At 62.5% G+C, this 21,041-nt stretch carries 18 protein-coding genes; 17 read left to right on the forward strand and 1 reads right to left on the reverse strand.

Going from position 1 to position 21,041, the window contains the following annotated elements; genetic code table 11:
- The first annotated feature begins 43 nt into the window (after positions 1–43).
- The 17 genes from gyrA (at position 44) to cysM (ending at position 19,654) form a co-directional block, all read left to right on the forward strand.
- On the forward strand, positions 44–2,680 hold the full coding sequence (gene gyrA, locus ACTJLC_RS13155) for a DNA gyrase subunit A (RefSeq protein WP_073427161.1): 2,637 nt from the start codon (positions 44–46) through the stop codon (positions 2,678–2,680).
- A 123-nt stretch (positions 2,681–2,803) separates the two neighbouring features.
- Positions 2,804–3,406 carry a DUF2059 domain-containing protein gene (locus tag ACTJLC_RS13160; protein WP_073427240.1) on the forward strand — a complete coding sequence of 201 codons (603 nt, stop codon included), beginning with the start codon at positions 2,804–2,806 and terminating at the stop codon, positions 3,404–3,406.
- 281 nt (positions 3,407–3,687) lie between these two features.
- Positions 3,688–4,770, forward strand: a complete 1,083-nt coding sequence (gene serC / locus ACTJLC_RS13165) for a 3-phosphoserine/phosphohydroxythreonine transaminase (RefSeq protein WP_073427162.1) — start codon at positions 3,688–3,690, stop codon at positions 4,768–4,770.
- 63 nt (positions 4,771–4,833) lie between these two features.
- Positions 4,834–5,916 carry a prephenate dehydratase gene (gene pheA / locus ACTJLC_RS13170; protein ID WP_073427163.1) on the forward strand — a complete coding sequence of 361 codons (1,083 nt, stop codon included), beginning with the start codon at positions 4,834–4,836 and terminating at the stop codon, positions 5,914–5,916.
- A 71-nt stretch (positions 5,917–5,987) separates the two neighbouring features.
- On the forward strand, positions 5,988–7,100 hold the full coding sequence (hisC, locus tag ACTJLC_RS13175; protein WP_310130208.1) for a histidinol-phosphate transaminase: 1,113 nt from the start codon (positions 5,988–5,990) through the stop codon (positions 7,098–7,100).
- Positions 7,101–7,151: 51 nt separating this feature from the next.
- The gene (locus ACTJLC_RS13180) at positions 7,152–8,093 is read left to right on the forward strand and encodes a prephenate dehydrogenase (protein ID WP_310130210.1); all 942 of its coding nucleotides are present in this window, start codon (positions 7,152–7,154) and stop codon (positions 8,091–8,093) included.
- A gap of 18 nt (positions 8,094–8,111) precedes the next feature.
- On the forward strand, positions 8,112–9,416 hold the full coding sequence (gene aroA / locus ACTJLC_RS13185) for a 3-phosphoshikimate 1-carboxyvinyltransferase (RefSeq protein WP_073427166.1): 1,305 nt from the start codon (positions 8,112–8,114) through the stop codon (positions 9,414–9,416).
- Between the two features lie 34 nt (positions 9,417–9,450).
- Complete coding sequence (cmk, locus tag ACTJLC_RS13190) at positions 9,451–10,137, forward strand: (d)CMP kinase (protein WP_073427167.1); 687 nt, start codon at positions 9,451–9,453, stop codon at positions 10,135–10,137.
- 164 nt (positions 10,138–10,301) lie between these two features.
- Positions 10,302–12,035 carry a 30S ribosomal protein S1 gene (gene rpsA, locus ACTJLC_RS13195; protein WP_073427168.1) on the forward strand — a complete coding sequence of 578 codons (1,734 nt, stop codon included), beginning with the start codon at positions 10,302–10,304 and terminating at the stop codon, positions 12,033–12,035.
- 110 nt (positions 12,036–12,145) lie between these two features.
- Positions 12,146–12,469, forward strand: a complete 324-nt coding sequence (locus ACTJLC_RS13200) for an integration host factor subunit beta (RefSeq protein ID WP_073427169.1) — start codon at positions 12,146–12,148, stop codon at positions 12,467–12,469.
- A gap of 260 nt (positions 12,470–12,729) precedes the next feature.
- Positions 12,730–13,023: a LapA family protein gene (locus tag ACTJLC_RS13205; protein ID WP_073427170.1), complete on the forward strand. Its 294-nt coding sequence runs from the start codon at positions 12,730–12,732 to the stop codon at positions 13,021–13,023.
- Positions 13,024–13,095: 72 nt separating this feature from the next.
- Positions 13,096–14,271, forward strand: coding sequence for a lipopolysaccharide assembly protein LapB (lapB, locus tag ACTJLC_RS13210; RefSeq protein WP_073427171.1), 1,176 nt, complete (start codon positions 13,096–13,098; stop codon positions 14,269–14,271).
- A 159-nt stretch (positions 14,272–14,430) separates the two neighbouring features.
- Positions 14,431–15,846 carry a UDP-glucose dehydrogenase family protein gene (locus ACTJLC_RS13215; protein WP_154873355.1) on the forward strand — a complete coding sequence of 472 codons (1,416 nt, stop codon included), beginning with the start codon at positions 14,431–14,433 and terminating at the stop codon, positions 15,844–15,846.
- Positions 15,800–16,807: a D-glycero-beta-D-manno-heptose-7-phosphate kinase gene (rfaE1, locus tag ACTJLC_RS13220; RefSeq protein WP_114163023.1), complete on the forward strand. Its 1,008-nt coding sequence runs from the start codon at positions 15,800–15,802 to the stop codon at positions 16,805–16,807. Before ACTJLC_RS13215 ends, rfaE1 begins: the two co-directional genes overlap by 47 nt.
- A gap of 145 nt (positions 16,808–16,952) precedes the next feature.
- Entirely contained in the window at positions 16,953–17,945 is a 993-nt protein-coding gene (gene rfaD, locus ACTJLC_RS13225) for an ADP-glyceromanno-heptose 6-epimerase (RefSeq protein ID WP_310130218.1), read from the forward strand.
- A gap of 75 nt (positions 17,946–18,020) precedes the next feature.
- The gene (locus ACTJLC_RS13230; RefSeq protein WP_154873354.1) at positions 18,021–18,413 is read left to right on the forward strand and encodes a ComEA family DNA-binding protein; all 393 of its coding nucleotides are present in this window, start codon (positions 18,021–18,023) and stop codon (positions 18,411–18,413) included.
- Between the two features lie 338 nt (positions 18,414–18,751).
- On the forward strand, positions 18,752–19,654 hold the full coding sequence (gene cysM, locus ACTJLC_RS13235) for a cysteine synthase CysM (protein WP_073427176.1): 903 nt from the start codon (positions 18,752–18,754) through the stop codon (positions 19,652–19,654).
- Positions 19,655–19,801: 147 nt separating this feature from the next.
- Here the strand turns inward: cysM and mltB are convergent, their stop codons facing one another.
- Positions 19,802–21,040 (reverse strand): lytic murein transglycosylase B, encoded by a 1,239-nt coding sequence (gene mltB / locus ACTJLC_RS13240; RefSeq protein ID WP_440844185.1) that lies wholly within the window; start codon positions 21,038–21,040, stop codon positions 19,802–19,804.
- Position 21,041 lies beyond the last annotated feature (1 nt).

Genomic DNA, 21,041 nt, shown 5'->3' on the forward strand with positions numbered 1-21,041 from the left:
AGGCGCGGTTTACTGCCGCCTTGGCACGTAAAAGATACGGATAATGGATCAATTCGCCAAAGAGACTCTGCCAATCTCCCTAGAGGAGGAAATGCGCCGTTCGTATCTCGATTACGCGATGAGCGTGATCGTGGGGCGTGCGCTTCCCGATGTTCGCGATGGCCTGAAGCCGGTGCACCGGCGCGTGCTGTACGCCATGCACGAGCTCAACAACGACTGGAACCGGGCTTACAAGAAGTCGGCGCGTATCGTCGGCGATGTGATCGGTAAATATCACCCGCACGGCGACACCGCTGTCTACGACACCATCGTCCGGATGGCGCAGGACTTTTCGCTGCGCTACATGCTGGTGGACGGCCAAGGCAACTTCGGTTCGGTCGACGGCGACAACGCCGCGGCCATGCGGTACACCGAAATCCGCATGGCGAAGATAGGCCACGAACTGCTGGCCGACATCGACAAGGAAACGGTCGACTTCACGCCGAACTACGACGGCAGCGAAAACGAACCGGCCATTCTGCCGGCGCGCATCCCCAATCTGCTGATCAATGGCTCGTCCGGCATCGCGGTCGGCATGGCGACCAATATCCCGCCGCACAACCTCAACGAGGTCGTCGACGCGTGCCAGCATTTGCTCAAGAACCCGGAAGCCACGATCGACGAACTGATCGAGATCGTCCCCGCGCCTGATTTCCCGACCGCCGGCATCATCTACGGCGTGGCCGGCGTGCGCGACGGCTATCGCACGGGCCGCGGCCGCGTGGTGATGCGCGCGCTCACGCACTTCGAGGAAATCGATCGCGGCCAGCGCATGGCGATCATCGTCGACGAGTTGCCGTATCAGGTGAACAAGCGCTCGCTTCTGGAGCGCATCGCCGAACTGGTCAACGAAAAGAAGCTCGAAGGCATCTCCGACATCCGCGACGAGTCGGACAAGAGCGGCATGCGCGTCGTCATCGAACTCAAGCGCGGCGAAGTGCCCGAGGTGGTGCTCAACAATCTGTACAAGGCCACCCAGCTCCAGGACACGTTCGGCATGAACATGGTCGCGCTGGTCGACGGCCAGCCGAAGCTGCTGAACCTGAAGGAAATGCTGTCGTGCTTCCTGTCGCATCGCCGGGAAGTGCTGACGCGGCGCACTGTATACGAACTGCGTAAGGCCCGCGAACGCGGCCACGTGCTCGAGGGCCTCGCGGTGGCGCTCGCCAACATCGACGAGTTCATCGCGATCATCAAGGCCGCGCCAACTCCTCCGATCGCCAAACAGGAATTGATGGCGCGTCCGTGGGATTCGTCGCTGGTGCGCGAGATGTTGGCGCGTGCCGAGACGGAAAACGCGTCGGCCGGTGGTCGCGAAGCCTATCGTCCGGACGGATTGAATCCGTCCTTCGGCATGCAGTCCGACGGACTCTACCGTCTCTCCGACACCCAGGCTCAGGAAATCCTGCAGATGCGTCTGCAACGCCTGACGGGTCTGGAGCAGGACAAGATCATCGGCGAGTACCGCGAAGTAATGGCGCAAATCGCCGACTTGCTGGACATTCTGGCCCGCCCGGAACGCATTACGGCGATCATCGTCGACGAACTGACGTCGGTCAAAGCCGAATTCGGCGACGCGCGCCGCTCGAAGATCGAGTTGAACGCAACCGAGTTGAACACCGAAGATCTGATCACGCCGCAGGAAATGGTCGTGACCATGTCGCATACCGGCTACGTGAAATCGCAGCCGTTGTCCGAATATCGCGCTCAGAAACGCGGTGGTCGCGGCAAGCAGGCCACTTCCATGAAGGAAGACGACTGGATCGACACGCTCTTCATCGCCAACACGCACGATCACATTCTGTGCTTCTCGAATCGCGGCCGTGTTTATTGGGTCAAGGTCTACGAGGTGCCGCAGGGTTCGCGGAATTCGCGCGGCCGGCCGATCGTCAATATGTTCCCGCTGCAGGAAGGCGAAAAGATTACGGTCGTGCTGCCGGTCAAGGAGTTCTCGGCCGACAAGTTCGTGTTCATGGCCACCGCCTTGGGAACGGTAAAGAAGACCCCGCTGGAAGCCTTTAGCCGACCGTTGCGCAAGGGTATTATTGCGGTCGGACTGGATGACGGCGACTACCTGATCGGCGCGGCCATCACGGACGGCCAGCACGACGTGATGCTGTTCTCCGATTCGGGCAAGGCGGTTCGTTTCGACGAGAACGACGTGCGGCCGATGGGCCGTGAGGCGCGCGGCGTGCGCGGCATGCAGCTCGAAGACGGCCAGAGCGTGATCGCGCTGTTGGTTGCGGGCGACGAGCAGCAGTCGGTGCTGACCGCAACCGAGAACGGTTTCGGCAAGCGCACCCCGATCACCGAGTACACGCGTCATGGGCGCGGTACGAAGGGCATGATCGCAATCCAGACGTCGGAGCGCAACGGCAAGGTCGTCGCCGCCACGCTGGTGGACCAGGAGGCGCAGATCATGCTGATCACGACTACTGGTGTGCTGATCCGCACGCGTGTGTCGGAAATTCGAGAAATGGGACGCGCAACCCAAGGTGTTACACTCATCAGCCTTGACGAAGGGACCAAGCTTTCAGGTCTGCAACAGGTTGCTGAGGCAGAAGCGGATGTCGATGTGGAAGCCGACGTCGAAGGTCCAGCCGAAGGCGACAACGGCGGTGAAAATGGCGATGCGGTTTGATCCGCGTCGGCTGCTTTCAGTCTCAGTAACGAGTTGAAAGCTGCGCGGAGAATAATGGCGTGTCGGGCCGATACGCGTCTCGCGCAGCTCGCAGTTCAAGTTCATTTCTATTAGGGAGTAATGATGCAAAAACGATTCAAACAACTGATGTTGCTGGCTGCTTTCGTGCCGACCCTTGCCATGGCTCAAGCGCTTCAGAGCCAGGCTCCGGCGGCGCCGGCTGCTGCCGCGGCACCGGTTGATCCGGCCAAGCAGGCTGCCATCAAGGAACTGCTGGACGCAATCGACGCGCAGAAGCTCGTCGGCGCAATTGGCAACAGCGCGCAGATGCAAGCCAAGCAACTGGTTCCGGCCATCCTGTCGGACGCCCTGAGCGAAAACAAGACGATGACGGACAAGCAGAAGCAGGCTTCCGTCCCGGCGCTGCAAAAAAACGCGGTGCCGAAGCTGGTTGACGGCGCGGGCCAGGTGTTCGCAACCGACAGCTTCCGTCAGGACGCGATGCAAGCTCAATACGACGCATACGCGAAGTACTACAGCACGTCGGAAATCAAGGACCTGACCGCGTTCTACAAGAGCCCGACCGGCCGCAAGTTCATCCAGGTGCAAGACCAGGTTGGCCGCGACGTCGTGAACGGTCTCATGCAAAAGTACATGCCGCAATCGATCAAGGCAACGCGTGACCAGGCCGACAAGGAAGTCGCTTCGGTCAAGCCGGCGAAGTAAGCCTGCCAGGCAAGCTAAAGGTCGAAAGGCTGCGCTGATGTCGCGCTAGCCGCCGCCCGGCAAGCTATACGGCATGCGGGGTTTGGCGGGTTGGCGGCGACAATGCGATAATGGCTGTTTGCGCACAAGCGCGAACGGCCATTTTCTTTTCGGCGCGGAATTATTGGCGATGCGGTCGTCAGGATCGCGTTGTCAGCTTCATGATGGTTGCCTTCGCGGCTCCCAGCTTCGCCGTTTTTTGCGCGATTTCCCGTTTTCGCGCCTGCTTCCAGGATCTCACGATGCGCGTCTTTAATTTCTCCGCGGGCCCCGCGGCCATGCCAGAAGAAGTGCTGCGTCAGGCTGCCGACGAGATGCTCGATTGGCAAGGCAGCGGCATGAGCGTGATGGAGATGAGCCATCGCGGCAAAGAGTTCATGTCGATCCACGAGGAAGCGCTCGTCGATCTGCGTGAGTTGCTCGAGGTGCCGGCGAGCCATCGCATCCTGTTCCTGCAAGGTGGCGGTCTGGGTGAAAACGCGATCGTGCCGATGAATCTGATGGGCGCGAAGCCGCGCGCGGATTTCGTCGTCACCGGCTCGTGGTCGCAAAAGTCTTTCAAGGAAGCGCAAAAGTACGGCACCGTGCATCTGGCTGCGAGCGGCCAAACGGCCGACGGTTTCACGCGCGCGCCGAAGCGTTCGGAATGGCAGTTGTCGGACGATCCGGCTTATGTGCATCTGTGCACGAACGAGACCATCCACGGCGTCGAAACTTTCGAAATTCCCGATCTCGGCGATATTCCGCTCGTGGCCGACGCATCGTCGCACATCCTGTCGCGTCCCATGGACATCGCCAAGTACGGCGTGCTCTTCGGCGGTGCGCAGAAGAACATCGGCATGGCGGGCGTGACGGTCGTGATCGTGCGCGAAGACATGCTCAATCGCGCGCAAGCGATTTGTCCGTCGGCATTCGAATGGAAGATCGTTGCCGAGAATAATTCGATGTATAACACGCCGCCCACCTATGCGATTTACGTCGCGGGGCTGGTGTTCAAGTGGTTGAAAAAGCAGGGTGGCCTAGCCGCGATAGAAGCACGCAACCTCGAAAAATCGAAGCTGTTGTATGACGCGATCGATTCGAGCAGCTTCTATCTGAACAAGGTCGAGCGCGGCTCGCGCTCGCGGATGAACGTACCGTTTTTCCTCGCTGACGAGTCGCGCAACGAAGATTTCCTGGCCGGCGCGAAAGCGCGGGGAATGGTGCAGCTAAAGGGCCACAAGTCCGTCGGCGGCATGCGGGCGTCGATTTATAACGCTGTCCCGCTCGAAGGCGTCAAAGCGCTTGTCGAATACATGAAGGAATTCGAACAGCGCAGCGCCTGAAACTGTCAGGACATTCAGGCGCGCGCATCTTTCCAGCAGCTACCGGCAAGGCCGTTTTCAAGCATGGACGACGAACTCAATACCCGACTCAAACCTCTTCGCGAACGTATCGACGAGATCGACGCGCAACTCATTGCGCTCCTCAATCAGCGCGCGGCGGTGGCGCTCGAAGTGGGCGAGGTGAAGAAGCACTTCAACGCGCCGGTGTTCCGCCCGGAGCGCGAACAGCAGGTGATCGCGCGCTTGCAGGACATGAGCGAGGGCCCGCTCGCGAGCGAGCATATCAGCGCAATCTGGCGCGAGATCATGGCCGCGAGCCGCGCGCTCGAAAAGACGATCAAGGCTGCGTATCTGGGACCGGTCGGCACCTATAGCGAACAGGCGATGCACGAGTACTTCGGTCAGTCGATCGAAGGCCTGCCTTGCCCGTCGATCGACGAAGTGTTTCGCTCGGTCGAGGCGGGCGCCGCGGAATTCGGCGTCGTGCCGGTCGAGAATTCCACCGAAGGCGCGGTGTCGCGCACGCTCGATCTGCTGCTGCAAACCCAGCTGACGATCGGCGGCGAACTGGCTTTGCCGATTCACCACAACCTGTTGACGCAAAACGGCGATCTCGCGGGCGTGACGCGCGTGTGCGCTCACGCGCAGGCGCTCGCTCAGTGCCAGCGCTGGCTCGCGACGAACGCGCCGCATCTGGAGCGCCAGGCGGTGTCGAGCAACGCAGAAGCGGCGCGCATGGCGGCAGAAGATCCCACCGTCGCGGCCATCGCCGGCGATCGGGCGGCAACGCACTACGGTCTGCAAGTCGCGTATGCGCAGATCCAGGACGACCCGCACAACCGCACCCGCTTCGTGATGATCGGCAAGGAGCGCACGGGCGTGAGCGGGCATGACCAGACGTCGCTGATCGTTTCGGTGGCGAACGAGCCGGGCGCGGTGTTCAAGCTGCTCGAGCCGCTCGCTCGCCACAGCGTTTCGATGACGCGTTTCGAATCGCGTCCGGCGCGCGTCGGCACGTGGGAGTACTACTTTTACATCGACGTCGAAGGCCATCGGGACGATCCGTCAGTCGCCGCCGCGCTCGTCGAGCTTGGCGAGAAGGCCGCGTTCCTGAAGATCCTGGGCTCGTACCCGCGCGCCCGATAGCTTCAAACGGCGTTCAGCGGCATTGCAAGGTCAACCGCATACTCATTAGCTAATAATCGTTCGGAGATTTCATGACAGCGTCTTTCGGTCCTTCCTATGTGCGCGCGATTGCGCCCTACGTCGCCGGCAAACCGATTTCGGAAGTGGCGCGTGAGTTCGGCCTCGACGAAGCGACCATCGTGAAACTCGCCTCGAACGAGAACCCGCTGGGCATGCCGGAATCGGCGCAGCGCGCAATGGCGCAGGCAGCCGGCGAACTCGGCCGCTATCCGGACGCGAATGCGTTCGAGCTGAAGGCGGCACTGAGCGAACGCTACGGCGTGCCGGCCGACTGGATCACGCTGGGCAACGGCAGCAACGACATCCTCGAAATCGCGGCGCACGCGTTCGTGGAAAAGGATCAGTCGATCGTCTACGCGCAGTATTCGTTCGCGGTCTACGCGTTGGCCACGCAAGGCGTGGGCGCGCGCGCGATCATCGTGCCCGCCGTCAACTACGGTCACGACCTCGACGCGATGCTCGCGGCTATTACGAACGACACGCGCCTGATCTTCGTCGCCAATCCGAACAACCCGACTGGCACGTTTATCGAAGGTCCGAAGCTCGAGGCGTTTCTCGACAAGGTGCCGCGCAACGTGGCGGTCGTGCTCGACGAGGCGTACACGGAATATCTGCCGCAAGCCAAGCGCTACGACTCGATCGCGTGGGTGCGCCGTTATCCGAACCTGCTGGTGTCGCGCACGTTCTCGAAGGCGTTCGGTCTGGCGGGCTTGCGTGTCGGCTTTGCGATCGCGCAGCCTGAGTTGACCGATCTGCTGAATCGTCTGCGTCAGCCGTTCAATGTCAACACGCTGGCGCAAGCCGCGGCGATCGCGGCGCTGAACGATACGGCGTTTCTGGAAAAAAGCGCGGCGTTGAACACGCAAGGCTATCGCCGTCTGACCGAAGCGTTCGACAAGCTCGGTCTCGAGTATGTGCCGTCGGACGGCAACTTCGTGCTGGTGCGCGTCGGCAACGACGACGCGGCCGGCAACCGTGTCAACCTCGAATTGCTGAAGCAGGGGGTGATCGTGCGGCCGGTGGGCAACTATGGTCTGCCGCAATGGTTGCGCGTCACGATCGGCCTGCCGGAAGAAAACGAAGCGTTCCTTGCGGCGCTCGAAAGAACGCTCGCCACCGCCTAAGCGGTAATCCTTGACCCGCGCGCCTCATTGGCATCAAGGCGCGCTTTTTCTGTGACCGACGTGGCCGCGTTTTCTTTTAACAAGCTGGTGATTTTTGGGGTCGGCCTGATCGGCGGATCGCTTGCGCGCTCGCTGCGCGAGCGGGGCGCGGCGGTGGGCGCGCGCGCGGTGATCGGTGTCGGGCGTTCGGCCGCGTCGAGCGCGCGGGCTTTGGAACTCGGTGTGATCGACGGCGCCGCGGCGTTGAATGACGACGCCGCGTTGCGTGAAGCGCTGTCCGGCGCCGATTTCGTGCTGCTCGCGGCGCCCGTCGCGCAGACGCAGCCGTTGCTCGAGCGCATCGCGCCGTTTCTCGACGCGGCCACGATCGTCACCGACGCCGGCAGCACCAAGTCGGATGTCGTCGCGGCGGCCCGCGCGGCGCTCGGCGCGCGCATCGGCCAGTTCGTGCCGGGGCATCCAATTGCCGGCCGTGAAGCGAGCGGCGTCGATGCGGCATTGCCCGACCTGTATGTCGACCGCAATGTCGTGTTGTGCCCGTTGCCGGAGAACACGCCCCAAGCGGTGGAGCGCGTTGCGGCGATGTGGCGTGCCACCGGCGCCGTCGTGCGTGACATGACCCCGGCGCAGCACGACCGCGTGTTGGCGTCGGTCAGCCATTTGCCGCATGTGTTGTCGTTTGCGCTCGTCGAGCAGATTCTCAATTCGCCCGACGCCGCGTTGAAATTTTCATTCGCCGCCGGTGGTTTCCGTGACTTCACGCGCATCGCCGCGTCAAGCCCGGAAATGTGGCGCGACGTGTGCGTCGCGAATCGCGCCGCGTTGCTGGATGAACTCGACGCCTACACGGCGGTGCTCGCGCGCTTGCGCGCGGCGATCGAAACCGCCGACGGCGCCGCCCTCGAAGCCGTGTTCGCGCGCTCGCGCGTGGCGCGCACCGAATGGCAGGAACAGCGCGCTGCGGGCGTGAGCAACAGCGACGCGTCGAAATAACCGGAACTGGACACAATCATGGAATTCCTCGATCTCGGACCATTTTCCCGTGCGTCCGGCACGATCCGGCTGCCCGGCTCGAAGAGCATTTCGAATCGGGTGCTGCTGCTCGCCGCGCTTGCCGAAGGCGAAACCACGATTACGAATCTGCTCGACTCCGACGACACGCGCGTCATGCTCGAGGCGCTCGAAAAGCTCGGCGTGCGTCTGAAGCGCGAGGGCGACACGTGCGTCGTGACGGGCACGCGCGGCGCATTCACGGCGCGCACGGCTGATCTGTTCCTCGGCAACGCCGGCACGGCTGTGCGTCCGCTGACCGCGGCGTTGGCCGTGAACGGCGGCGACTACCGCATTCATGGCGTGCCGCGCATGCACGAGCGGCCGATCGGCGATCTGGTGGACGGTTTGCGGCAGATCGGCGCGAGGATCGACTACGAAGAGAACGAAGGTTATCCGCCGCTGCGGATTCGCCCGGCGCAGATTTCGGCCGAGGCGCCGATTCGCGTACGCGGCGACGTGTCGAGCCAGTTCCTGACTTCGCTTCTAATGACGTTGCCGCTTCTGCGCACCGAAAGCGGCGTGAGCACCGTGCAGGTGGACGGCGAGCTGATCTCGAAGCCGTACATCGAGATCACGATCAAGCTGATGGCGCGCTTCGGCATCGAGGTCGAGCGCCACGGCTGGCATCAGTTCGTCGTTCCGGCGGGGCAGCGATATCAGTCGCCGGGCACGATCATGGTGGAAGGCGATGCGTCGTCGGCGTCGTATTTTCTCGCGGCCGGCGCACTCGGCGGCGGGCCGCTGCGGGTGGAGGGCGTGGGGCGGGCCAGTATTCAGGGCGACGTCGGCTTCGCCGATGCGCTCATCCGGATGGGTGCGAACCTGCAGATGGGCGACGACTGGATCGAGGTGCGCGGCGTCGGCCACGACAACGGCAAACTCGAGCCGATCGACATGGACTTCAACCTGATTCCCGACGCGGCGATGACGATCGCCGTCGCGGCGTTGTTCGCGGACGGCACGACCACGCTGCGCAATATCGCCAGCTGGCGCGTGAAGGAAACCGACCGGATCGCCGCGATGGCGACCGAACTGCGCAAGGTCGGCGCGAAGGTGCAGGAGGGCGAGGATTTCCTCGTCGTCACGCCGCCTGAAAAGTTGATTCCGAATGCCGCGATCGACACCTACGACGATCACCGCATGGCCATGTGCTTCTCGCTGGTGAGCCTCGGCGGCGTGCCGGTCCGGATCAACGACCCCAAGTGCGTCGGCAAGACGTTTCCTGATTATTTCGAGCGCTTTACCGCGCTTGCCCAACCCTGATTCGACCCGAATCGACTGACGTGCGACTTTTTCGATGAAACCGACCCGTCCCTTTCACCAGACGCCCGTCATTACGATCGACGGCCCGAGTGCCTCCGGCAAAGGCACCGTGGCTGCGCTGGTTGCCGCGAGCCTCGGTTTCCACCTGCTCGACAGCGGCGCGCTGTACCGGCTCGCGGCGCTCGCGAGCCTGCGCTACGACATCGGGGCGGATGATCCCGACGCTCTTGTAAAACTCATCGACGATCTGCACATCACGTTTCGCGAGGGGCTGGCGCAACTCGACGGTGTCGACGTTTCCGCCGACATCCGCGCCGAGGAAGTCGGCAGCCGCGCTTCCGCGATCGCCGTGCACGCACCCGTGCGAGCCGCGCTGGTGGCGCGTCAGCGGGCGTTCCGCAAGGAACCGGGCCTGGTTGCCGACGGCCGCGACATGGGCACAGTGATCTTCCAGGACGCCGTGCTGAAGGTATTCATGACCGCCAGCGTCGAGGCCCGCGCGGCGCGACGGCATAAGCAATTGATCCAAAAAGGGTTTTCTGCTAATATAGATGACTTGCTCCGGGATTTGCGTGAGCGCGACGAGCGTGACAGTCAGCGCATTGCCGCGCCGCTCAAGCCCGCAGCGGATGCAAAGCTGCTTGATACCTCCGCATTGTCGATCGACGAGGCGGTTGAGCAAGTGGTGCAGTGGTACGAAGCGTTAGTCCCGCATGCCTGATGAATGTACGCATTGTGCATAAGCAGCGGGCGCAGTAGAAGTAGCGTAATCAGTAGGTGCTCCGCGATCGTCGTGGAGCGTGTTTTAACCCTTTAACCCCGCGTGGCATTCGCCTTCTTCGCCGAAGTTGCTGACCGTCCGGCCAGCCGGGCACCGCGAGAACCATGCAAATTTTGATTTTTATGTCCGACCTGCAAACCTCTACCCCGAATACCGAATCTTTTGCGGCTCTGTTCGAAGAGTCGCTGACCAAGCAAGACATGCGCGCCGGCGAAGTGATTTCCGCCGAAGTCGTGCGTGTCGACCACAACTTCGTGGTCGTCAACGCTGGTCTCAAGTCCGAAGCCTACATCCCGCTCGAAGAGTTCCTGAACGACGCGGGCGAGGTAGAAGTGCAGGCGGGCGACTTCGTTTCCGTCGCGATCGACGCGCTGGAAAACGGCTATGGCGACACGATCCTGTCGCGCGACAAGGCGAAGCGTCTGGCTTCGTGGCTGTCGCTGGAAAAAGCGCTCGACAACAACGAACTCGTGACCGGCACGATCACGGGCAAGGTCAAGGGCGGCATGACCGTCATGGTCAACGGCATCCGCGCATTCCTGCCGGGCTCGCTGGTCGATACGCGTCCGGTCAAGGACACGACCCCGTACGAAGGCAAGACGCTGGAATTCCGCGTCATCAAGCTCGACCGCAAGCGTAACAACGTCGTGCTGTCGCGCCGTGCCGTGATCGAAGCAACCCAAGGCGAAGAGCGCGCAAAGCTGCTCGAAACGCTGAAGGAAGGCGCGATCGTCGAAGGCGTGGTGAAGAACATCACCGACTACGGCGCGTTCGTGGACCTCGGCGGTATCGACGGCCTGCTGCACATCACCGACATCGCATGGCGTCGTGTGCGTCACCCGAGCGAAGTGCTGTCGGTTGGCCAGGAAGTCACCGCGAAGATCCTCAAGTTCGATCAAGAGAAGAACCGCGTTTCGCTGGGCATCAAGCAACTGGGCGACGACCCGTGGGAAGGCATCTCGCGCCGTTACCCGTCGGGCACGCGTCTGTTCGGTAAGGTCACGAACATCACCGACTACGGCGCATTCGTCGAAGTGGAATCGGGCATCGAAGGCCTCGTCCACGTGTCGGAAATGGACTGGACGAACAAGAACGTTGCACCGTCGAAGGTTGTACAGCTGGGCGACGAAGTCGAAGTCATGGTTCTCGAAATCGACGAAGACCGCCGCCGTATCAGCCTCGGCATGAAGCAGTGCAAGCCGAATCCGTGGGACGACTTCAGCCGCAACTTCAAGAAGGGCGACAAGCTGCAAGGCGCAATCAAGTCGATCACCGACTTCGGCGTCTTCATCGGTCTGCCGGGCGGCATCGACGGTCTGGTTCATCTGTCGGACCTGTCGTGGAGCGAAACGGGCGAAGAAGCGGTTCGCAAGTACAAGAAGGGCGACGAAGTGGAAGCGATCGTTCTTGGCATCGACGTCGAGAAGGAACGCATTTCGCTGGGTATCAAGCAGCTCGAAGGCGACCCGTTCAGCAACTTCGTTGCAATGAACGACAAGGGTTCGATCGTCGACGGCGTGGTCAAGACGGTGGACGCGAAGGGTGCAGTGGTTCAGCTGTCGGCTGAAGTCGAAGGTTACCTGCGCGCTTCCGAAATCGCACAAGACCGCGTGGAAGACGCTCGCAACGTGCTGAAGGAAGGCGACAAGGTCAACGCGATGATCATCAACATCGATCGCAAGTCGCGTGGTATCAACCTGTCGATCAAGGCCAAGGATTCGGCTGAACAACAGGAAGCGATCCGCGGCCTGGCTTCGTCGGATTCGGGCTCGGCTGCCACCGGCACGACGAACCTTGGCGCGTTGCTGAAGGCCAAGCTCGACGGTCAGAACCAGTAATTGAGGAGCGCCCCCAACCCTGTCGCTTCGTACCAGTCCCGCAAGGGGACCACCTGCGGAACGGAAAAATTGGGGGCGGCCCGGCGTTTTCTTAAGAGGTCTGCTGCAGTATGACCAAATCGGAATTGGTCGCCCAGCTGGCTACGCGATTCCCGCAGCTTGTACTCAAAGATGCGGACTTCGCGGTGAAGACGATGCTTGATGCGATGTCGGAGGCGCTTGCCAAAGGTCATCGCATCGAAATTCGCGGCTTCGGCAGCTTCGGTCTCAACCGTCGTCCCTCCCGTGTCGGGCGTAACCCAAAGTCGGGAGAGAAGGTGCTGGTACCTGAGAAACACGTACCGCATTTCAAACCGGGCAAGGAATTGCGCGAGCGGGTAGATCGCCGTGCGGGAGAGCCGCTGAAGGCTGAAGAGCCGGACGACGATCTCTAAATGCCAGGCTGGGTGATAAGCAGCGTGGCCTTGGTAGCGTCAGCGGCTCGAGCCAGTCGGCAAAAAAACAGAAAAGCGCCTTCGGGCGCTTTTTTTTCGCCCACCGCAAAATAAACCTCGCGTAAGCCCACAATCGGCCAGTTCCTGCCCAGCCGCGAGGGCTTCAATTACAATACGGGTCACTTCGGCGCGGGCAACACCGTGGCGCGACGCGTCATCAAGCCGGCGTCACCCCGCAACTGCCGTCAAGAGACCTATTCATGAAATTTATCGTTTGGCTGATCCGGGTGCTGGTGTTCGTGCTGCTGCTGGTGCTCGCGCTCTCCAATACACAACCTGCTACGCTGAATTTCCTCGCTGGCTACGCGTGGTCGGCGCCCTTGATCCTGATCGGCCTGGCGTTCTTCGTGGTGGGGCTGGTGGCCGGGCTCGTGTCGTCGCTGCCGGCCATGCTGCGCCTGCGCATGGAAAACGGCCGGCTCAAGCGTGAGTTGCGCGTGGCGCGCGAGGCCCCGGTGGTGGTCGAACAGCCGCCCATGCCGCCGCTGATCTAAGTTGTCTTCCGCCGCGCGCCTTGGTGGGCGCGGCTTTCCGTTTTCGCTTTCCCGCACGTTTGCATCAATCGCATGGATCTAGACTTCTGGTGGCTGCTGGTCATACCCGTCGCATTCGCGTTCGGCTGGATGGCTGCGCGCTACGACCTCAAGACGCTGCTGTCGGAAAGCGCCAACTTGCCGCGCTCGTATTTTCGCGGCCTGAACTTCCTGCTCAACGAGCAGCCGGACCAGGCGATCGACGCCTTCATCGAAGTCGTCAAGCTCGATCCGGAAACGATCGAGTTGCACTTCGCGCTCGGCAATCTGTTTCGCCGCCGCGGCGAAACCGACCGCGCGATTCGCGTGCATCAAAACCTGCTGAGCCGTGCCGATCTGCCGGTCAGCGAGCGCGATCACGCGCTCTACGAACTGGGGCAAGACTTTCTGAAAGCGGGCCTGCTCGATCGCGCCGAGGAAACCTTCCGTTCGCTCGAGACCGGCGACTATGCGCTGGGCGCGCAACGCGCGCTTCTCACCATCTACGAAATCGAGAAGGACTGGATCAAGTCGATCGACACCGCGCGTCATCTGGAAACCATGGGTTCGGAATCGCTCGACAAGGAGATCGCGCAATTCCATTGCGAACTCGCCCAGGAAGCGCTGCAACAGCAAAACCCGGATGAGGCGCGCCGACAACTCGGCCTCGCCTTGAAAGCGAATCCGACCAACGTGCGCGCCACGATCCTGTTCGGCGATGTCGACGCGGCCGGCGGTGCGCAAGAAGCGGCCATCGCGCAGTGGCGGCGCGTCGAGGAGCAGAATCCGGCGTATCTGCCGCTCGTCGCCGAAAAGCTGATGAAGGCTTACGATGCGCTCGGCCGTCCTCAGGACGGCGCCGACCTGCTCACCACGTGGGTGGACCGCTATCCCTCGAACGACCTGCTCGACGTCGCGTATCAGCACGTCGCGTCGCTGCGCGGCCCCGATGCGGCGCACGCGCTGGCACGCTCGCAGATGCAGAAGTCGCCGAATCTCGCGGGCATGACGCGTCTTCTGGAGGCACAGCAAGCCGTCGCCGAAGAGCCGCGGCGCAGCGAACTCGAACTGATGCGCACGCTGATTCGTCAGCGCACCAAGAATCTGCCGCGCTACACGTGCCAGAATTGCGGTTTCAGGGCGCGGCTATTCTATTGGCAGTGCCCCGGTTGCAGCGGTTGGGAAACCTACGCGCCGCGTCGAGTCGAACCGATCACGACATCGAACTGACGCCCCGACGGGGGCCGTGCCAACGTCGGTCTCTACGTGGGTGCGGCAGCCATCTCGCCGCGCGAATGGCAGCAGCGGCCGCGCGGGCGGATCTCGCGGCGTGTTCTTGACCGGCTTCATCGCCGGGAATCATCACCGGAATCTTCCACCGGAAAGCGTATGAAAATCACCATTATCGGCACCGGCTATGTCGGCCTCGTCACAGGCGCGTGCCTCGCTGAACTCGGCAACGACGTTTTTTGCCTCGACGTCGATCAGCGCAAGATCGACATCCTGAACAACGGCGGTGTGCCGATCCACGAGCCGGGCTTGCAGGAGATCATCGCCCGCACACGCGCGGCGGGGCGCATCACGTTTTCGACCGATATCGCGGCGAGCGTGGCGCACGGCGACGTGCAGTTCATCGCGGTCGGCACGCCGCCCGACGAAGACGGCTCGGCCGATCTGCAATACGTGCTCGAAGCGGCGCGCAACATCGGCCGCACGATGAACGGCTTCAAGGTGATCGTCGACAAATCGACGGTGCCGGTCGGCACCGCGCAGCGCGTGCGAGCCGTGGTGGAAGAAGAACTGGCGAAGCGGGGGCTCGCGAACAGCGCGCAGCATCGCTTCTCGGTGGTCTCCAATCCTGAGTTTCTGAAGGAAGGCGCGGCCGTCGACGATTTCATGCGGCCCGACCGCATCGTGCTCGGCAGCGACGACGACGAAGCCGGTCTGCGCGCGCGGGAACTGATGAAGCGTCTGTACACGCCGTTCAACCGCAATCACGAACGCACGCTGACGATGGACGTGCGCTCGGCCGAATTCACCAAGTACGCGGCCAATGCGATGCTCGCCACGCGCATCTCGTTCATGAACGAGATGTCGAATCTCGCGGATCGGGTCGGCGCGGACATCGAAGCGGTGCGCCGCGGCATCGGCTCGGACCCACGCATCGGCTATCACTTTCTGTATGCCGGCGCGGGCTACGGCGGTTCGTGTTTCCCGAAGGACGTGCAGGCGCTGATTCGCACCGCCAGCGAAAGCGGCCACAACCTGCGCATTCTCGAAGCGGTCGAGGAAGTGAACCACAGGCAGAAAGACGTGCTGGTGCAAAAGGTCACCGCCACGCTCGGCGAGGACCTGAGCGGCCGCACGTTCGCCGTGTGGGGGCTCGCGTTCAAACCGAATACCGACGACATGCGCGAGGCGCCGAGCCGCCGCGTGATCGCCGAATTGCTCAAGCGCGGCGCGCAGGTACGCGCATACGACCCCGTCGCGGTAGCCGAAGCGCGCCGCGTGTTCGCGATGGATCTGCATGATGCGCCGGACCAGCTTGCGCGTCTCACGTTCACGAATACGCAGGACGAAACGCTCACCGGCGCCGACGCGCTCGTGATCGTGACCGAATGGAAGGAATTCAAGAGTCCGGATTTCGTGCACCTGAAATCGGTGCTGAAGTCGCCGCTGATTTTCGACGGCCGCAACCTCTACGAACCGGATGCGATGACCGAACTCGGCATCGACTATCACTCGATTGGACGCCCTTATGCCCAACCCTCTGGAATCTCGGCCGATGTCTCAGACGATGCCTGAGGCCGCTGTGTCCTCACTCGCGCCGACGCTGACCGTGGTGCCGCGCAAACAGCTCGGTGCCGCCCGCGTGCTGGTGGTCGGCGACGTGATGCTCGATCGCTACTGGTTCGGCGACGTGAACCGCATTTCGCCGGAAGCGCCGGTGCCCGTGGTGCACGTGCAGCGGCAGGAAGACCGCCTCGGCGGCGCGGCGAACGTCGCGCGCAACGCGGTCGCCCTCGGCGCGCAGGCGGGCTTGCTGTGCGTGGTCGGCCACGACGAACCCGGCGAGCGCATCGTGCAGTTGCTCAGCGAAAGCGGCGTGACGCCGCATCTCGAACGCGATCCGGATCTACTCACCACTATCAAACTGCGCGTGCTGTCGCGTCAGCAGCAGTTGCTGCGTGTCGACTTCGAAAACACGCCGGCGCACGAAGTGCTGCTCGCGGGCCTCCAGCGTTTCGACGACCTGCTGCCCTCGCACGACGTGATCCTCATGTCCGACTACGCGAAGGGCGGCCTCACGCATGTCACGCAGATGATCGCGAAGGCGCATGCGGCGGGCAAGCCGGTGCTGGTCGATCCGAAGGGCGACGACTGGGACCGCTATCGCGGCGCGACGTTGATCACGCCGAACCGCGCCGAGTTGCGCGAGGTCGTCGGGCAATGGAAGTCGGAAGAAGATCTGATCGCGCGTGTGACGAAGCTGCGCGCCGATTTGCAGTTCAAGGCGTTGCTGCTCACGCGTTCGGAAGAGGGCATGACGCTCTTCTCCGACGACGGCATCCTGCACGCTTCGGCCGTCGCGCGCGAAGTGTATGATGTTTCGGGTGCGGGCGACACCGTGATTGCCACGCTCGCCGCCATGCTCGGCGCGGGTCTCACGTTGATCGAGGCGGTCGGGCTCGCGAATCGCGCGGCCGGCATCGTGGTCGGCAAGCTCGGCACCGCCACCGTCGACTACGACGAACTCTTTCCTTGATTGATGCGGCCCGCCGGTCCCTCGCTTCGCGCTGGTTGACGGCGCGCAAAAGGGATCCGCGGGGCGTCAACCGAAGCTGTCGATCGGGGTTAGCGCTTGAGCGCTGGCTCCGATCCCATGCAAAGCTCATTACCGCAGGCTCATCATGACTCTCATCGTCACCGGCGCGGCCGGCTTTATCGGCAGCAATCTCGTGAAGGCGCTCAACGAGCGCGGCGAGCAACGCATCATCGCGGTCGACAATCTAACACGCGCCGACAAGTTCAAGAACCTCGTCGATTGCGAGATCGAGGATTACGTCGACAAGACCGAATTCGTCGAACGCTTCAAGCGGGGCGACTTCGGCAAGGTGCGCGCGATTTTCCACGAAGGCGCCTGCTCGGACACGATGGAAACCGACGGCCGCTACATGATGGACAACAATTTCCGCTACAGCCGCGACGTGCTCGATGTCTGCCTCGCGCAGAACATCCAGTTTCTGTACGCGTCGTCGGCGGCCACGTATGGCGGGTCGAGCCGCTTCGTCGAGGAGCGCGAGGTCGAGCAGCCGCTGAACGTATACGGCTATTCGAAATTCCTGTTCGACCAGGTGATTCGCCGCGTGCTGCCCGGCGCGAAAAGCCAGATTGCCGGCTTCCGCTATTTCAACGTATACGGCCCGCGCGAAACGCATAAGGCGCGCATGGCGTCGGTGGCGTTTCACAACTTCAACCAGTTCCGCGCCGAGGGCAAGGTGAAGCTGTTCGGCGAATACAACGGCTATGCCGCGGGCGAACAGACGCGCGACTTCGTCTCTGTTGAAGACGTGGTGAAGGTCAACCTGTTCTTCTTCGACAACCCTGACAAGTCGGGCATCTTCAATCTGGGCAGCGGTCGCGCGCAGCCCTTCAACGACATCGCCACGACGGTCGTCAACACGCTGCGCTCGCTGAACAACGAGCCGCCGTTGTCGCTCGCCGATCAGGTGCAGCGCGGGTTGATCGAATACATTCCGTTCCCCGATGCATTGCGCGGCAAATACCAGTGCTTCACGCAAGCCGATCAGTCGAAGCTGCGCGCGGCCGGTTACGACGCGCCGTTCCTGAGCGTTCAGGAAGGTGTCGATCACTACGTACGTTGGCTATTCGGCCAGGTGTAAATTTTTCGAGTACCTCTTTACTGGAATCTCCCGGTTGGTGATGGTCGCCAACCGGTTGTACGAGGGAGGTTCCATATGTTTCGAAAAATTCTGGTTACCGCGGCCATGCTGGCCGCTTTCGGCCACGCGTATGCGGCGGTCGACGTCAATACGGCTAACGAGGACGCGCTGCGCGGCATCAAGGGCATCGGTCCCGCCAAAGCGAAAGCCATTCTCGACGAGCGTACAGCGCATGGTCCGTTCAAAGACCCGGCCGATCTCGGCAAGCGCGTCAAGGGCATGGGCGGGCATACCGTCGAGCGCCTGCAGGCGGAGGGTCTCGCTGTCGGTCCGGCTGGCGCGGCTGCTGGCACGCAGGCTGCGGCGTCTGCACAGGCCAGGGAGCCGGCCGTTTCGACGAATGCGGCTAATGCGGCGAATGCGGGCAACGCCCAAAAGAGCAACGCCACGGTGGCGGTGAAGAAGTAGCCTGAGGCGGGCCGTGCGCGGGCAGGGTCACCCGCGCACGCGGCCCGTCACTGTCGTTCCCTTCATGGTTGGAGTTGGTAAGAGCACTCCTTCAGCTGTCATGCAGATGACTGGCTCCCGCGGTTCTCGGCCGCGGGCTTTTTGCGTGGATCGAGCGGCGGCTTTCCATGGTTTTTTCGGTTCGACGCGGGGCGTCATGCTCGCTTGCCCCGAGCTTCGCGCGCCCTCGCCGGTGAACGCCTGCATCCATGCGGTCAGAAGGGCCGCGCGGCAGCGGCGGGCACGGTAGTTTAGAATCGATGAATCAAGACTCCGCGCATCGACAGTTCAAAATCCATATGGCTTACAAAACGATTGAAGACACGATCGGCAATACGCCGCTCGTGCAACTCGTCCGGCTTCCCGACGACGAGATCCGCAGCCGCAACAACGTGGTCCTTGCGAAGCTCGAGGGCAATAACCCCGCGGGTTCGGTGAAGGACCGTCCGGCGCTGTCGATGATCAAGAAAGCGGAAGCGCGTGGCCGCATCAAGCCGGGCGATACGCTGATCGAAGCGACCAGCGGCAACACCGGCATCGCGCTCGCGATGGCGGCCGCGGTCCGCGGCTACAAGATGGTGTTGATCATGCCGGAGGACTTGTCGGTGGAGCGCCGTCAAAGCATGGCCGCGTACGGCGCGCAGATCGTCTTGACGCCGGTCACCGGCGGCATGGAATACGCGCGCGACCTGGCCGAGCAGATGCAGCGCGAAGGCAAGGGCATCATCCTCGACCAGTTCGCGAATCCGGACAATCCGGCCTCGCACATCGAAGGCACCGGCCCGGAAATCTGGCGCGATACGGAAGGGCGCATCACACACTTCGTATCGTCGATGGGCACGACCGGCACGATCATGGGCGTGTCGACTTACCTGAAAGAACAGAACCAGGCGATCGAGATCATCGGCGCGCAGCCGGAAGAAGGTTCGCGCATCCCGGGCATCCGCAAATGGCCGGAAGCGTATCTGCCGAAGATTTTCGACCGCAGCCGCGTGGATCGTGTCGAGAACGTGAGCCAGGCCGCCGCCGAAGCGATGGCGCGGCGCATGGCGTCGGTCGAAGGCATCTTCGCCGGCATCTCGTCGGGCGGCGCGTGTGAAGTGGCATTGCGCATCGCGCGTCAGGTCGAGAACGCGACAATCGTATTCATCGTTTGCGATCGCGGCGACCGGTATCTGTCGACCGGGGTGTTTCCGGCGTAAGCGGAGGAGGGCGCGGATTCGTTTGCGCGCGCAAGCACGCCCACATTCCCGAATGCACGTCTGCATGGGTCACACGAGCCCAACAAAAAAGCGCCGGCAAAACCGGCGCTTTTTTTTCACAAGCCCGCGGGAATCAACGCCCGCGGCTCATTGCGAAGCCGCACCGGGCACGGCAGCATTGCCATTGCCATTGCCATTGCCATTCACCGCATCGCTCGAGGCCATCTGCGCCTTGACCCGTTCGCCCAACTGATACACCGCGAGGGCGTAAAAGAAGCTGCGGTTGTAGCGCGTCAGCACATAGAAATTCTTCAGGCCCAGCATGTACTCGGTGCCGCGCCCAGGCGACGGCAGATCCACGATCGTTACCGGCGTGCCGGCTTCCGAGGCGACATTCACTTGCGGTTCGTTCAGCAGCAGCCCGGCGCGCAGCAATTGGTCGAGCGGCCAGTGCGGCTCGGGCTGGCCGTCGGCGGCGGCTTGCGCAACGCCCAGGCTGCCGGCGTCGGTGCCGATCTTCCATACCACCGGCCGGCCGTTTTCCCAGCCGTGTTGCCGCAGGTAATTCGCCACGCTGCCGATCGCATCCGCCTCGCTCGTGCGCAGATCGATGCGCTTGTTACCGTCATAGTTCACCGCGTATTGCACGATGCTGCTCGGCAGGAATTGCGGAATACCGATCGCACCCGTGTAGGAACCGAGTACCGTGTTGGGATCGATCTGCGCATCGTGCGTCCACACCAGGTAATCTTCGAGATTCTTGCGGAAGGTCGCCTGACGGTCAGCGCGGTTGGCGGTGTCGGGATAGTCGAAGGTCAGCGTGGTGAGCGCATCGAGCACGCGGAAGTTGCCCATGAAACGCCCGTAAATCGTCTCCACGCCGATGATGCCGACGATCACTTCCGGCGGCACGCCGAACTCTTCGTAGGCGCGTTGCAGCGTCGCCTGATTGGCGCGCCAGAAGCGCACGCCCGCGTTGATCCGAACCTGGTCGAGAAAGCGCGACTGATACGCGCGCCAGTTCTTGACCGAGGGCGTGGGCGACGGCGTCACGAGCTTGACCGCGGTCGCCGAATAACTCACGCCGGCAAAGAGCGCGTGCAGCGCGGCTTCGTCGAAGTCGTAGCGCGCGACCATGTCGTTGATGAACGCGTCGACATTGGGATTGTTCGCGTAGCGCTGCGGGATGATTTCTTCTTCGAAAGTTTGCCCTTGCTGCACCGCGGGTTGCGGTTGGCTTTGCACGAGCAGCGGTGGTTTTTTGCCGGCGTTCTGCGCTATCGCCGGACTGGTTGCCATGAACATGCACGATGCGACGGAGAGGGCGGCGGCGAGAGTCTTGATGCGTAGCCGGTTTCGTGCAGACAGGGCAAGCTTGACGGTCATA

The organism is Paraburkholderia sp. 22099 (assembly GCF_052045835.1).
Classification (GTDB): Bacteria; Pseudomonadota; Gammaproteobacteria; order Burkholderiales; family Burkholderiaceae; genus Paraburkholderia; species Paraburkholderia terricola.